Origin of the sequence: Plantimonas leprariae, assembly GCF_008802405.1 — a bacterium.
Classification (GTDB): domain Bacteria; phylum Pseudomonadota; class Alphaproteobacteria; order Rhizobiales; family Rhizobiaceae; genus Plantimonas; species Plantimonas leprariae.
This window is the reverse complement of sequence record NZ_VZDO01000004.1, coordinates 216,875-230,863: the sequence shown is the minus strand read 5'-3', so window position 1 is coordinate 230,863 and position 13,989 is coordinate 216,875. Positions and strand designations below refer to the sequence as shown.

The window sequence follows — 13,989 nt, the reverse complement described above, 5'->3', positions numbered from 1 at the left end:
CCGCAGCGCCGCGCCGGCCGTCGTCTGGGTTTCGCTTCGAGGGGCGCGCGGCGCGCGCTGTTGGGTGTTCGGCGGGCAGCGTGAACCGCCCGTCAGAAGCTCTTTCTGAACCAGTTGCCGACGCGCCCGACCTTGGTGCGCTCGTCGAACACGAGTTGGCCCGGCGAGAAGCGTTCCGCGAAGTGCTCCATGGTGGAGACCTGCGGATAGATCAGGAGCCCGACCGGCGTCGCGAAGGCCGGGCTCTTGTTGGCGGTGGAGAGGCCGGCGACACCGAGCGGCCGGCCGAGACGCACGTTGCGCTGCATGACCTGGCGGGCTGCGCCGCCGAGGCCCGAAAGCTGGCTGGCCCCGCCGGTGATGACCACCCGCTTGCCGATGACGTGGCCGAGGCCGGAGGCAGCCAGGCGATCGCGGATCAGTTCGAACGTCTCCTCGACGCGCGGCCGGATGATGCGCGCGACCAGCGACCGGGCGACGTTGATCGGCGCGTCGGCCTCGTGGTCGCCGAGCGGCGCCACCTCGATCGTGTCGGAGTCGTCCTGCAGTTCCGCCATCGCCGAGCCGTGCATGACTTTCAGCCGCTCGGCATGTTCGGGGCTGATCGACAGGCCGCGCGCGAGGTCCATCGTGATGTGATGGCCGCCGAGCGCGACGGAGTCGGCGTAGACGAACTTGCCGTTCTGGAAGATCGCGATCGTGGTGGAGCCGCCGCCCATGTCGATGCAGGCGGAGCCCATGTCCGCTTCGTCGTCGACGAGGGTGGCGAGGCCGGACGCGAAAGGCGTCGCCACGAAGGCTTCCACCGCGAGCTGGGCGCGGTTGATCGCGGCTTCGAGGTTGCGCAGCGGCGTCTCTTCCGCCGAGAGAAGATGGATGTCGGCCGCGAGCCGCTGGCCGACCATGCCGGCGGGGTTGTCGAGACCGCCTTCGCCGTCCAGCGCCATGTCGAACGGCACCGAATGGAGGACGAGCCGGTTCCGCTCGATCGGAGACCGCACGGCCTGCGCGAGGACGCGCTTCACGTCGCCGGCGGAGACGCCGGCGCCGTCGACGCCGATCTCGGCGCTGCCGCGCACGCTCTTCAGACGGCCGGCCGTGACGGAGACGATCAGCGACTCGACGGTGAGGCCGGCCATCCGCTCCGCCGCGTCGACGCAATAGCGGATCGACTTCTCGGCGGCTTCGAGGTTGACGACGACGCCCGACTTGATGCCGCGCGAGCGCTGGCAGCCGATGCCGACGATCTCGATGAGATGCGTGCGGCCGGGCAGCACCTCGCTGTCGGGCCGCGGCTTCAGCCGCGCGATCATGCAGGTGATCTTGGTCGTGCCGACGTCCAGCACGGAAACGATGCGGGTGCGCTTCCCCGGCAGCGCGCGCATGCGCGGCAGCGACTTCGCCCCTCGATTGAACGGACCGAGGCTCATGCGGGCTTCTCTTTCTGGCTGCGCTTGATCAGCTTGTCGCGTTCCTTCACCGCCGCATCGCGCCGTTTCAGCGCATCGGGCGTCAGGCGCACGATGACGCGGTCGGCCACCCGCATGTCCACGCCGGCGATGTCGCGGGACAGAAGCCCCGTTTCCTTGTCCATCCGCGTCAACTCGGCGGCAGCTTCCACAGCCCCATCCTCCGGGAGTCGCACTGTGAGACCGTTCTCCAACCTGAGGTCCCAGCGGCGATCGCCGACGCGAACATAGGCGCGGACCCTTGCGCGAAGCTCTGGCAGGACATCCATCGCATCGAGGAACTCGGCCGCGTCCTCGTTCGCGCCGGGGCCGACCACGAAGGGCAGGCTGGCGAAGCGGTTCGGCAGGTAGGGCATGATCTCCCTGCCCTCGCGGTCGATCACCAGGAGTTCGCCGCCCTTCTGCCAAACGGCGAAGGGATGCTTCTCCACCAGCGAGATCGTCACGCGGTCCGGATAGGTCTTGGCGACCGAGGCGGACTGAATCCAGGGCATGGCTTCGAGCGTCTGGCGAGCGGCGTCGACGTCGAGCGACGGCAGGCTCTGCGCGCCGGTCGACCAAAGCGCCTGCAGCACGTCGATCTCCGACGTCTCGGCGTTGCCGGACACGTCGACCTTGTCGATCGAGAAGCCGAGCGGCTGCGAGACGTTGTCGATGACGCCCGTCGTATGGCCGCCGAGGACCATGCCGTAGAGCGCAGTGCTGCCGAGGAACAGGGCGGCGAGCGCGTTGAAGCTCGGCCGCGGCAGCCTCCCGAACGCGCGGCCGGCATTCGCCAGCTTGCGGCCGAGGAAGGAGATGCGGAACGCGCCGCGACGGCTGAGCGACGCCTCCATCGGCGGATCGCGGCGTTCGTGGTGCCTCAGCGCCGGCATGACGCGTCCTCCACCATCCATGTGAGCAGTTCGCCGAATTCGTGGCCGACGGCCCGCGCGATGTCCGGCACGAGCGAGGTCGGGGTCATGCCCGGCTGCGTGTTGATCTCGAGCCAGACGAGTTCGCCCCCCTCGCCGAACCGGTCGTCGTAGCGAAAATCGGAGCGCGACACCCCACGACAGCCGATTGCCCGGTGCGCGGCGAGCGAATACTGCTGCACGCGGTTCGCGACGGCGGCCGGGATCTCGGCCGGAATCTTGTGAACCGAACCGCCCGGCGCGTACTTGGAATCGTAGTCGTAGAAGGCGTGACCCTCGGTGGTGATCTCGCAGACCGGCAGGGCGACATCGCCCATCACGGCGCAGGTCAGCTCGCGGCCGGCGACGAAGCGCTCCACCATCAGCGTTTCGCCGAAGGCCCAGTCGGAGGCATGGAGTTGCTGCGGCGGATGCGCCTGATCCTCGCGCACGATCAAGACGCCGAAGCTCGATCCTTCGGCGATCGGCTTCACGACGTAAGGCGTCGGCATCACGTGCTTCTCGGCGATGACGCGGCGCTCCAGCACCTTCGATTCCGCGACCGAAACGCCGACGGCCTTGGCGATCGTCTTCGCCTTGACCTTGTTCATGGCGAGCGCGGAGGCCAGCACGCCGGAATGCGTGTAGGGGATTTCGAGAAATTCGAGCACGCCCTGGATCGTGCCGTCCTCGCCGAACGGCCCGTGCAGCGCGTTGAACGCGACGTCGGGGCGGAGATCGGACAGAACCTTGTAGACGTCGCGGTCGACGTCGATCCGGGTCACGTCGAAGCCGGCCGCCTCCAGAGCGTCGGCGCAGGCGGTGCCCGAGGAAAGGCTCACCGGCCTTTCGCTCGACCATCCGCCCATCAGAACCGAGACATGTTTCGGCATGAAAACACGACCTTGCGCCCACCGTGCGGGCTCGGTCCCATTCATGCGGCCCGCTTGGTTAAACGGGAGTTAACGGTGGGAAGAGTTTGAAAGAAAATCGAAAGGTCGTGTGAAGCGATTGTTCGGATGAGGCTTTCCGGCCGCTGTCTTCAGAACCCCACGCGCCGATCGTCATTCTCAGGGCCTGCCCCGGCAATGACGACCTTGCTCGAAGGGTCGGCCCAAGACTGCGTCGACGCTAAGCCTCGAACACCCGCACCTCGCGCCCGGCGGCGAAGCGGCCGAGGCGCTTGATCTCCCAGTGGAGCAGGATGCCGGAGGTGCCGTGGACACGCTCGCGCACGGTTTCGCCCAGCGTTTCCAGATCGTGCCCGCTGGCCGCGCCGGTATTGATCATGAAGTTGCAGTGCATCTCGGACATCTGCGCGTCGCCGACCCGGAAGCCGCGGCAGCCGGCACGGTCGATCTCCTTCCAGGCCGACGAACCTTCCGGGTTCTTGAAGGTCGAGCCGCCCGTCTTCTCGCGGATCGGCTGCACCGCTTCGCGGTGATGCTGCACCTCGTCCATCTTGGCGCGGATCGCGCCTTCTTCCGCCGGCTCGCCTTCGAACAGCGCCGAGGCGAAGATCAGGTCCGGCGACGCCGAGGAATGCCGGTAGGCGTAGCCCATGTCGGCGTTCGAAAGCACATGCAGTTCGCCGCGTCGGTCGACCGCCCGCACTTCCCGGACACGCTCGCGGGTCTCGACGCCGTTGGCGCCGGCGTTCATGCGCAACGCCCCGCCGACCGAGCCGGGAATGCCGTGGAAGAAGTGGAAGCCGCCGAGCCCGGCATCCAACGCCGCAGCCGCGAGCCGTTTGTCGGGCAAGGCCGCACCGGCGCGGAGCGCGGTCTCGCCTTCGCGCTCGACCTGCCCGAAGCCCTTCGCCGACAGCCGGATGACGACGCCATCGATACCGCCGTCCCGCACGAGAAGATTCGAGCCGATGCCGACGACGGTTACGGGCACTTCTTCCGGCAGAACGCGAAGGAACGTCGCGAGGTCTTCCTCGTCGGCCGGCTGGAAGAGCATCTCGGCCAGCCCGCCCGCGCGGAACCAAGTGATCTTCTCCATCTCGGCGTTCGACGTGATGCGGCCGCGTACGCCCGCGAAGCGCTCGCCGAGCCGGTCGAACAGGCTCATTGCGGGTACTTGGCGTTCAGCGCTTCGAGTTCCTTCGGCAGCGCGTAGGCCCATTGCGTGATCGAGCCCGCGCCGAGGAAGACGACCATGTCGCCGGACGAAGCGAGCTGGTGAACGAGCGGCGCAATCTCCGCTGGCCCGTCGATCAGCCGTGCATCGCGATGGCCGCCAAGCTTCAGGCGCTCCACCAGCATCTCGGAGTTCACGAACTCGATCGGCTCCTCGCCGGCCGCATAGACCGGCGCGAGCACCACCGTGTCGGCATCGTTGAAGCAGGCGGCGAATTCCGGGAACAGGCTCTGCAGCCGCGTGTAGCGATGCGGCTGGACGACCGCCACGACGCGCCCCTTGGCGGAAGCGCGTGCCGCCGCGAGCACGGCGCGGATTTCCACCGGATGATGGCCGTAGTCGTCGTAGACGTCGATGCCGTTCACCTGCCCCGTATGCGTGAAGCGCCGCTTCACGCCACCGAACGAGGCGAGGCCCTTGCGGATGTCGTCGGCCGAGATGCCGATCCGGTGTGCGACAGCGACGGCCGCGGTAGCGTTGGAGACGTTGTGCCGGCCGGGCATCGGCAGCTGGATATCGCGGATCTCGGTCTTCTCCCCCGAGACGCGGTCGCGGATCACAACGTCGAAGGTCGAGCGCGGCCCGTCCATCCTGACGTTCTCGAAGCGCGCGTCGGACTGGATGTTCTCGCCGTAGGTGATGATGCGCCGATCCTCGATCTCGGCGACGAGCGTCTGCACCTCCGGATGGTCGAGGCACATCACGGCGAAACCGTAGAACGGCACATTCTCGACGAAGGCGCGGAAGGCGGCGCGCACCTTGTCGAAGGTGCCGTAGTGGTCGAGGTGCTCGGGATCGATGTTAGTGACGATCACGACGTCCGCCGGGAGGCGCAGGAAGGTGCCGTCGCTCTCGTCCGCCTCCACCACCATCCAGTCGCCGCCGCCCATGCGGGCGTTCGTTCCGTAGGCGTTGATGATGCCGCCGTTGACGACGGTCGGATCGAGCCCGCCGGCATCCAGCAGCGTCGCGACCATCGAGGTCGTCGTGGTCTTGCCGTGCGTGCCGCCGATCGCGACCGCCTGCCGGAACCGCATCAGCTCGGCCAGCATCTCCGCGCGCCGCACGATCGGCAGCAGGCGCTCGCGCGCGGCGGCGAGTTCGGGATTGGAGCGCTTGATCGCGGTCGAGACCACCACGACCTCAGCCTTGCCGAGGTTCTCGGCGGCGTGCCCGACGGAAACCTGCACGCCCTTCTCGCGCAGCCGCTGGACGTTGGCGTTCTCGCTCGCGTCCGATCCCTGCACCGTATAGCCGAGCGTGACCAGCACTTCCGCGATGCCGCTCATGCCGATGCCGCCGATGCCGATGAAGTGCACCGGCCCGATATTCGGCGGCATTTTCATGACGAAACTCCGGATGACGTCGCGGTTATCTTGCTGGCGCGGCCATAGACGCAACGAGGTCGGCAAGCAACCGAGAGGCATTGGGCAAGCCCGTCGAGCGCGCCGCCGCCGCCATGGCGGAAGCTTTCGCCGCATCGCCAGCGAGGTCCGCGATCATCGCGGCCAAGCGCTCCGGCGACAGCTCGGATTGCCGCGCGACGACGGCACCGCCGGCCTTCTCGATGAGCGCGGCGTTCGCCGCCTGGTCGTGGTCGAGCGCGTAAGGGTACGGCACGAGGATCGCCGGCCGCCCGATGACCGCGACCTCGGAAACGGTCGAGGCACCGGAGCGGCTGACGACGAGATGCGCAGAACCGAGCCGCGCCGCCATGTCGCCGAAGAAAGGCGAAACGTCGGCGTCGATGCCTTGCGCGCGGTAGAACTCGCGAACCGCCTCCTGCTGCTCGGCGCGCGCCTGCTGCGTCACCCGCAGCCGTCGACGCAGAGCTTCGGGCAGCAGCGGCACGGCTTTCGGCATCACCTCGGAAAAGAACTGCGCGCCCTGACTGCCGCCGAAGACGACGAGGCGGAACGGCTCGTCCGCCTCGCTCGCGCGGTAGGGCACGCCAGCGGCTTTCAGCACCGCGGGCCGCACCGGATTGCCGGTGACGGTGGTCTTCGCGGCGATGCCGCCATCCGCGTGCTCCTGCGGGATGCCGGCGGCGATGGCTTCCACCCGCTTCGACAGAAAGCGGTTCGCGCGGCCCATCACGGCGTTCTGCTCGTGGATCAGCGTCGGCCGCCCGGCCTGCACCGCCGCCATCATCGGCGGCACGGTCGGGTAGCCGCCGAAGCCGACCACGACCGCCGGCCTTATACGCCGGATCAGCGCACCGGCCGTCCGGAACCCGGTCCAGAGCTTCCAGAGCGAGCCGGCGACCGCGACGGGGCTCTTCGAGCCGAACGTCGCCGAGGGAATGGTGTGGATCGCTTCGACGGGAAAGCGCTCTGCATAGCGCCCGGCGCGGTCATCCGTGGCGAGATGCACCTCGTAGCCGCGAGCCTTCAGCTCATGCGCGAGAGCTTCGGCGGGGAACAGATGGCCGCCCGTCCCGCCGGCTGAAAGAAGGATAGGAGACGTCAAGACGCTTCGACTCAGGACGTAATTGTCACAACGTGCCGCGGAGGCAAGAACTAGGACTTGGGATTAGGCCTACCTAGTGATGGAGACGCTTTTCACGTCCTGACTTGAGCTGCCGGTCAAGGTCCCAGCCCGCATACCAAACCACTAGGATCGATCCCAGCGGCAGCGCGATCAGCGCGAGGGCGTAGTACAGAATGTCGCTCATCCGTCCAACCTCCTCAGCGATCGTTTTGCATATCGATGCACATAGGCACTCAACGCGAAAGATATCAAGCTGATCCCGGCGGCGAGCAACTGCTGGCTGCTCGCCGTTCCGTTCAAGGCGATCGACGTGGGTATCGAAAGTCCGCCTACGAGAGTCAGGCCGACGGCGATCCCGTTCAAGTAGCTCGCGGTCAGCTTGATCTGCTCCTTCCGCCGTCCGTAAGCCCGCCGACAGTGCTGTCGTCCACCTCAAACCCCGTAAAGGGCCATCGTGCGCGCCATCAGTTCGTCGGTCTGCGAGGCGTTCTCGGCCTTCTTGCGGGTCAGCGCCAGAATGAAGCCGGCGGAGATGGCGATCGCCATCATCGACGAGCCGCCGTAGGAGATGAACGGCAGCGTCATGCCCTTCGCCGGCATCAGCTGCAGGTTCACCGACATGTTGATGATCGACTGAAGGCCGAACAGCAGCACCAGACCCGAGATCGCGAGACGCGCGAAGTGGTCGCGCTGCGCGAAGGCGACCTGCAGCCCGCGCACCACGATGAAGCAGAAGATCGCGGCCAGCGCCATGCAGGTGACGATGCCGAACTCCTCGGCGATCACCGAGAACGCGAAGTCGGTGTGGCTGTCCGGCAGGATGCGCTTCACGGTGCCCTCGCCCGGTCCCTTGCCGAGCCAGCTGCCGCCCATGATCGCTTCGCGCGCCGTATCGGTCTGGAACGTGTCGCCCTCGCCGGTCATGAACCGGTCGATGCGGCTCGCCACATGCGGGAACACGAAATAGGCGGCGCAGAAGCCGGTGACGCCGACGCCGCCGAGCAGGATGATCCAGATCCACGGCAGGCCGGCCATGAAGAACAGGCCGCCCCAGGTGCCGGCCGTCAGCATGGTCTGACCGAGGTCCGGCTGCGCGACGAGCAGCGCGCAGACGACGATAAGCAGCATCATCGCGAACAGGTTGCCGGGGATCTCCTTCTTGCGCGCCCGCTCGGCGAAGAGCCAAGCGCAGATGACCACGAAGGCCGGCTTCATGAATTCCGATGGCTGAATCGTCAGCGGGCCGAACTCGATCCAGCGCCGCGCGCCCTTTACCTCCATGCCGAAGAACAGCGCGCCGATCATCAGGAGGATCGACCCGCCGAGCAGCAGGATCGACATGCGGCGGATGCCGCGCGCCGTCAGCATCGAGGTGCCGAGCATCACCAGCATCGACGGCACGAGGAACATCGCGTGCCGCTTCACGAAGTGGAACGGTTCGAGACCGATCTTCTCCGCCACCGGCGGGCTCGCGGCGAAGGACAGGACGAAGCCGCCCACCATCAGGCAGATGAACGCGGCGAGGAACCAGCGGTCCACCGACCGCCACCAGTCCGCGACGATGCCCTGCTCGGTGCGCCCGGCCATGCCTTCAGCCTTTCCGGAAGAGATCGATGCCGGACAGCCGGCCGACGGCGGTCCGGAAGCTGTCGCCCCGGACCTCGAAGTTGCGGAACTGATCGAAGCTGGCGCAAGCCGGCGACAGGAGCACCACCTCCTCCCGGCCGGTCGCGCCGGCTTCCTCGGCGGCGCGCTCCACGGCCCGATCGAGCGTGCCAGAAATCTCGTAGGGAACGCGGTCGCCCAGCGTCGCGGCGAAAGCCGGCGCCGCCTCGCCGATGAGATAGGCTTTCGCGATCCGGTCGAAGAGCGGCGCGAGGGCCGTGATGCCGCCGGCCTTCGGCAGGCCGCCGGCGATCCAATGGATGCGCTCGAAGGCGGAAAGCGCCGGTGCCGCGGCTTCGGCATTCGTCGCCTTGGAGTCGTTGACGAAGAGCACGTTGCCCTGCCGCCCGACTTCCTCCATCCGGTGAGCCAGACCCGGAAACGTCTTTAAGCCGTTGTCGATTTCGGCGGCGGACAGACCGCTCGCCGCGAGCGCCGCGACGGCCGCCGCCGCGTTCTGCCCGTTGTGCCGGCCGCGCAAGGAGCCGATGCCGGCGAGGTCGAAGACGTGCTCGATCTCGTCGGTGCGGGCGACGACGCGCCCATCGGCGAAGAACATGCCGCTATGCAGTTCGCGCGTGTTGGATATCCGCACGACGCGGCGCCGGTCCGCCTCCAGCCAATCGGCGATCCCGGCACACCAGTCGTCGTCCATGCCGACGACGGCGGTGCCGGCCTGCTTCAGCAGGCGCGCCTTCACGGCGGCGTAGTTCTCCATCGTGCCGTGCCGGTCGAGATGATCGGGCGTCAGGTTCAGGAGGATGCCGACGGAAGGCTCGATCGTCGGCGCAAGGTCGATCTGGTAGGACGAACACTCCACGACATAGAAGCGCTCCGGCGCGGGCGGCTCCAGCGTCAGCACGGCCGTACCGATATTGCCGCCGAGCTGCGTGTCGCGCCCGGCATGCGCGAGGCAATGCGCGACCAGCGCCGTCGTGGTGGACTTGCCGTTCGTGCCGGTGATGGCGATGAACGGCGCCTCCGGAGCGCGGGTGCGGCGCTCGCGCCCGAACAGCTCGATGTCGCCGATCACCTCCGCGCCGGCAGCCTTGGCGAGATCGACGGTCCAGTGCGGTTTCGGATGCGTCAGCGGAACGCCGGGCGACAGCACCAGTGCCGTCGTGCCGGACCAGTCGAAGCTTTTCAGGTCGGCGGTCGGGATGCCCGCCGCAGCCGCGGCGTCAACGCTCGCCGGGTTGTCGTCGAAGGCGGTGACATTCGCGCCGCCCGCAACCAGCGCCTCGGCTGTCGCGCGCCCCGAACCGCCGAGGCCGAACAGCGCAATCTTCCTGCCCTCGAGCGATGCGACCGGGATCATCGGAGCTTCAGCGTCGACAGGCCGACGAAGGCGAGGATGAAGGCGATGATCCAGAAGCGGACCACGACCTGGCTTTCGGTCCAGCCGAGCTTCTCGAAATGGTGGTGGATCGGCGCCATCAGGAAGACGCGCTTGCCGGTGAGCTTGAACGAGGCGACCTGGATGATCACTGACAGCGCCTCGATCACGAACAGCCCGCCGATGATCGCCAGCACCAGCTCATGCTTGGTGGCGACGGCGATGGTGCCGACCATGCCGCCGAGCGCGAGCGACCCGGTGTCGCCCATGAAGATCGCGGCCGGCGGCGCGTTGAACCAGAGGAAGCCGAGGCCCGCGCCGATCACCGCGCCGCAGACGACCGCGAGCTCGCCGGTGCCGGCGACGTAGTGGATCTGCAGATAGTTCGAGAAGTTCACGTTGCCGGCCAGATAGGCGATGAGGCCGAAGGCGGAGGCCGCGATCATGATCGGCACGATGGCGAGCCCGTCGAGCCCATCGGTGAGGTTCACGGCGTTGCCGGAGCCGACCACCACGAAGGCGCCGAGCACGATGTAGAACAGGCCGAGGTTGAGCAGCAGCGACTTCACGAACGGAAAGGCGAGCGAGGTCGCGAAGCTGCCGGTTCCGGCATGGACGATCATGGCGAGCGCGATGCCGGCGATGACGAACTCGCAAGCCAGCCGCGCCTTACCGGAAAGACCGAGATGGCTCTGCTTCGTGACCTTCAGGTAGTCGTCGTAGAAGCCGATCGCGCCGAAGCCGACCGTCACGAGCAGCACCGCCCAGACGTAGAGGTTGGCGAGTTCCGCCCAGAGCAAAATCGAGACGATGAGCCCGGTGAGGATCATCAGGCCGCCCATGGTGGGCGTACCAGCCTTCTTGAAATGCGTCTGCGGGCCGTCGGCGCGGATCGGCTGACCCCGTCCCTGCCGGATGCGCAGCGTCGCGATCACCGCCGGCCCGAACAGGAACACGACGATGAACGAGGTGATCATCGCGCTTCCGGTCCGGAAGGTGATGTAACGGAAGACGTTGAAGGCCGGGACGTCGCCGCCGAACTGGCCGAGAAATGCGAGCATGCCTCTACTGTCCTTGCGACGGCCGACTTGCGGCGGCCGGGTCGGACGGCTCCGAGGAGGATGCGGCGGTGAGACGGTCCACGATCTTCGACAAACCGATGCTGTTCGACGCCTTGACCATCAGGACGTCGCCGTCGCGAACTTGCCCGATCAGGCTTGTCTCAAGCTCGCTGAAGCTCTGATGCCATTCGCATGGCAGGCGTCCGTCGAGCGCGTCGTCGAGGGCCTTCATGGCTTCGCCGAGCATGTAGACGCGCTCGGCCTTCGCCGCTTCCAGCGGTTCGGCGAGTTCGGCATGCATGGCCGGCCCACCGTCGCCGAGTTCCAGCATGTCGCCGAGCACGGCGATGCGCCGGCCGTTTCCCTTCGGGTTGGAAGCGCCCAGCACCGCGATCGCCGCGCGCATCGACGCCGGGTTGGCGTTGTAGCTTTCGTCGATCAGCTCGAAACGGCGGCCGTCCGCCAGCGTGATGTGGTGACGCGCGCCGCGCCCCTTGCCGGCCCGCCAGCTCGACAGCGCCGCGGCGGTCGCGGCGACGTCCGCGCCGAACACCGAGGCCGTTCCGAGCACGGCGAGGAGGTTCTGCGCGATGTGCCGCCCCATCGTCGGCAGGTCGACGTCGACATCCTCGCCGGCGATGTTTGCCCGCATCCGCGCGCCGCCCGGCATCGGCTGGAAGTCCGCCAGCCTGTAGTTCGCTTCAGCATTTTCGCCGAAGAGCTTGATATCGTTGACCCCCGCCTGTCTGGCCATTTCGGCGAGCGGCAGGTGGTAAGGGTCGTCGGCATTGAGGATCGCCGTGCCGCCCTCCACCACGCCCTCGAAGATTTCACCCTTGGCGACGGCGATCTCATCGAGGTCGCGGAAGAAGCCGAGATGCGCCGGCGCGATCAGCGTCACGATCGCTGCGTGCGGCCGCACCAGCTTCACCAGCGGCCGGATCTCGCCCGGATGGTTCATGCCGATCTCGAACACGCCGTAGCGCGCGTCGGCCGGCATCCGCGCCAGGCTCAGCGGCACGCCCCAATGGTTGTTGAACGACGCCGCCGAGGCATGGACCGGACCGGATGCCTCCAGCGCGTGCCGCAGCGCCTCCTTGGTCGTGGTCTTGCCGACGCTGCCCGTGACGGCGACGATCTTCGCCTTCGAGCGCGCCCTGGAGGCCGACGCGAGACGCCCGAGTGCCGCGAGCACGTCGTCCACCACGATCAGCGACCCCAGCACCTTCCCGAGCGCCGGAAGCTTCGATTGCGCGACGACGAAGACCGAAGCGCCGGCCGAGCGCGCCGCGGTCAGGTAATTGTGGCCATCGAACCGGTCGCCCTTGATGGCGAAGAACGCGTCGCCGGCCTTCAGCGTCCGCGTGTCGATGGAAAGGCCGGTGACGCCGCCCGGCAGCGCGCCATGCGCCCGGCCGCCGAGTGCGGCGAGCAGCGCATCGGATTCCCAGAGCCAGTTCTCGCTCATCGGCCGGCCTCCGCGATCGCCGCGCGAACCTCCTCGTGGTCGCTGAACGGCAGGGTCTGCGATCCGATCGTCTGGCCGTTCTCATGGCCCTTGCCGGCGATTACTACCGTGTCGCCGGCCCTGGCCTCGCGCACCGCCGCGCGGATCGCCTCGCGCCGGTCGCCGATCTCCGTCGCGCCGGGCGCCGCCGCCATGATCTCGGCGCGGATCGTCGCCGGCACCTCGGAGCGCGGATTGTCGTCGGTGACGATCGCGACGTCGGCGAGGCGGGTCGCGATTTCGCCCATGATCGGCCGCTTGCCCTTGTCCCGGTCGCCGCCGCAGCCGAACACCACGACGACGCGGCCCGTGGTGAAGGGACGGACGGACGAAAGCACGTTCTCCAGCGCTTCCGGCTTGTGCGCATAGTCCACGAAGACCGGCGCGCCTTCCGCCGTGTTGCCGGCGAGGTCGAGCCGTCCGGGCGCGCCCTTCAAGGACTCCAGCGCCTCAAGCGCGATGTCGGGATCGACGCCGGTGGCGATGGCGAGGCCGGCCGCGACCAACGCGTTCGCCATCTGGAACTCGCCGGCGAGCGGCAGCACGACGCGATAGAGCCGGCCGGCATGCTCGATCTCGGCAATCTGGCGGTGGCGCTCGTGCTCCAGCCGCTTCAGCGACAGAAACGTACCCTTGCGCCCGACCGTCAGGAGGTCCGCGCCGGAATGGAGCGCGACGGCGGTGGCGCGGTCCGACCAGCCGTCGTCGGCGAAGATCACCGCCGGCGCGCCCTGCGGCAAAAGCGTGTCGAACAGGCGCATCTTCGCGGCGAAATAGCTCTCGATATCCGGATGGTAGTCGAGATGATCGCGGCCGAGATTGATGAAGGCGGCGGCGGCAAGCTTCGCGCCGTCGAGCCGACGCTGGTCGAGGCCGTGGCTGGAGGCTTCCATCGCGACGTGGGTCACGCCCTCGCCGCTCAGTTCGGCCAGCAACCGCGCGAGGTCGATCGGGTCTGGCGTCGTCAGCGAGCCGTATTCGTTGCGGGTCGGCGAGACGACGCCGACGGTGCCGATCGAAGCGGCCGCTTCGCCGGCCGCCGCCCAGATCTGGCGCGTGAAGGCGGCGATCGAGGTCTTGCCGCTGGTGCCGGTGACGGCGGCGATGGTGCCGGGCTGTGCTCCGTGGAAGCGTGCCGCGATCAGGGCGAGCGCCCGGCGCGGATCGACGGAGCGGAGCACCGGGAGCGCCGTGTCGAGCGCCAGTCCGTCGGCCGCCAGCACCGCGGCCGCGCCGCGCCGTTCGGCGTCCGCCACGAAGCCGGCGCCGTCCGCCTTCGAGCCGCTCAGCGCCGCGAACAGGCTTCCCAGCACGGCCTTGCGGGAGTCGGAAACGACGCCCGTCACTTCGACATCCGTTTCGCCGCCGCCGTCCGCAAGTCCTTTGGCGAGCTCGGAAATCTTCATGCGGCAATCCCCTGGTC

12 protein-coding genes are annotated in these 13,989 nt (G+C 68.0%); all 12 read right to left on the bottom strand.

Annotated elements, in window-relative coordinates:
- Positions 1 to 92 precede the first annotated feature (92 nt).
- Positions 93 to 1,430, bottom strand: coding sequence for a cell division protein FtsA (ftsA, locus tag F6X38_RS07520; protein WP_150968980.1), 1,338 nt, complete (start codon positions 1,428 to 1,430; stop codon positions 93 to 95).
- Complete coding sequence (locus tag F6X38_RS07515; RefSeq protein ID WP_246191235.1) at positions 1,427 to 2,344, bottom strand: cell division protein FtsQ/DivIB; 918 nt, start codon at positions 2,342 to 2,344, stop codon at positions 1,427 to 1,429. Before F6X38_RS07515 ends, ftsA begins: the two co-directional genes overlap by 4 nt.
- On the bottom strand, positions 2,332 to 3,255 hold the full coding sequence (locus F6X38_RS07510; protein WP_150968979.1) for a D-alanine--D-alanine ligase: 924 nt from the start codon (positions 3,253 to 3,255) through the stop codon (positions 2,332 to 2,334). The genes F6X38_RS07515 and F6X38_RS07510 overlap by 13 nt, the downstream gene beginning before the upstream one ends.
- A 238-nt stretch (positions 3,256 to 3,493) precedes the next feature.
- On the bottom strand, positions 3,494 to 4,438 hold the full coding sequence (gene murB / locus F6X38_RS07505) for a UDP-N-acetylmuramate dehydrogenase (RefSeq protein ID WP_150968978.1): 945 nt from the start codon (positions 4,436 to 4,438) through the stop codon (positions 3,494 to 3,496).
- Positions 4,435 to 5,853 (bottom strand): UDP-N-acetylmuramate--L-alanine ligase, encoded by a 1,419-nt coding sequence (murC, locus tag F6X38_RS07500; RefSeq protein WP_150968977.1) that lies wholly within the window; start codon positions 5,851 to 5,853, stop codon positions 4,435 to 4,437. Before murC ends, murB begins: the two co-directional genes overlap by 4 nt.
- A 25-nt stretch (positions 5,854 to 5,878) precedes the next feature.
- Positions 5,879 to 6,976 carry an undecaprenyldiphospho-muramoylpentapeptide beta-N-acetylglucosaminyltransferase gene (gene murG / locus F6X38_RS07495; protein WP_150968976.1) on the bottom strand — a complete coding sequence of 366 codons (1,098 nt, stop codon included), beginning with the start codon at positions 6,974 to 6,976 and terminating at the stop codon, positions 5,879 to 5,881.
- Between the two features lie 73 nt (positions 6,977 to 7,049).
- Positions 7,050 to 7,181: a hypothetical protein gene (locus F6X38_RS24095; protein ID WP_281353054.1), complete on the bottom strand. Its 132-nt coding sequence runs from the start codon at positions 7,179 to 7,181 to the stop codon at positions 7,050 to 7,052.
- 248 nt (positions 7,182 to 7,429) lie between these two features.
- The gene (gene ftsW, locus F6X38_RS07490) at positions 7,430 to 8,584 is read right to left on the bottom strand and encodes a putative lipid II flippase FtsW (protein ID WP_150968975.1); all 1,155 of its coding nucleotides are present in this window, start codon (positions 8,582 to 8,584) and stop codon (positions 7,430 to 7,432) included.
- A 4-nt stretch (positions 8,585 to 8,588) separates the two neighbouring features.
- Entirely contained in the window at positions 8,589 to 9,980 is a 1,392-nt protein-coding gene (gene murD, locus F6X38_RS07485; protein WP_150968974.1) for a UDP-N-acetylmuramoyl-L-alanine--D-glutamate ligase, read from the bottom strand.
- On the bottom strand, positions 9,977 to 11,059 hold the full coding sequence (gene mraY, locus F6X38_RS07480) for a phospho-N-acetylmuramoyl-pentapeptide-transferase (protein WP_150968973.1): 1,083 nt from the start codon (positions 11,057 to 11,059) through the stop codon (positions 9,977 to 9,979). Before mraY ends, murD begins: the two co-directional genes overlap by 4 nt.
- A gap of 4 nt (positions 11,060 to 11,063) precedes the next feature.
- Positions 11,064 to 12,527 carry a UDP-N-acetylmuramoylalanyl-D-glutamyl-2,6-diaminopimelate--D-alanyl-D-alanine ligase gene (locus tag F6X38_RS07475; RefSeq protein WP_150968972.1) on the bottom strand — a complete coding sequence of 488 codons (1,464 nt, stop codon included), beginning with the start codon at positions 12,525 to 12,527 and terminating at the stop codon, positions 11,064 to 11,066.
- Positions 12,524 to 13,972, bottom strand: coding sequence for a UDP-N-acetylmuramoyl-L-alanyl-D-glutamate--2,6-diaminopimelate ligase (locus tag F6X38_RS07470; RefSeq protein ID WP_150968971.1), 1,449 nt, complete (start codon positions 13,970 to 13,972; stop codon positions 12,524 to 12,526). Before F6X38_RS07470 ends, F6X38_RS07475 begins: the two co-directional genes overlap by 4 nt.
- Between the last annotated feature and the right edge of the window lie 17 nt (positions 13,973 to 13,989).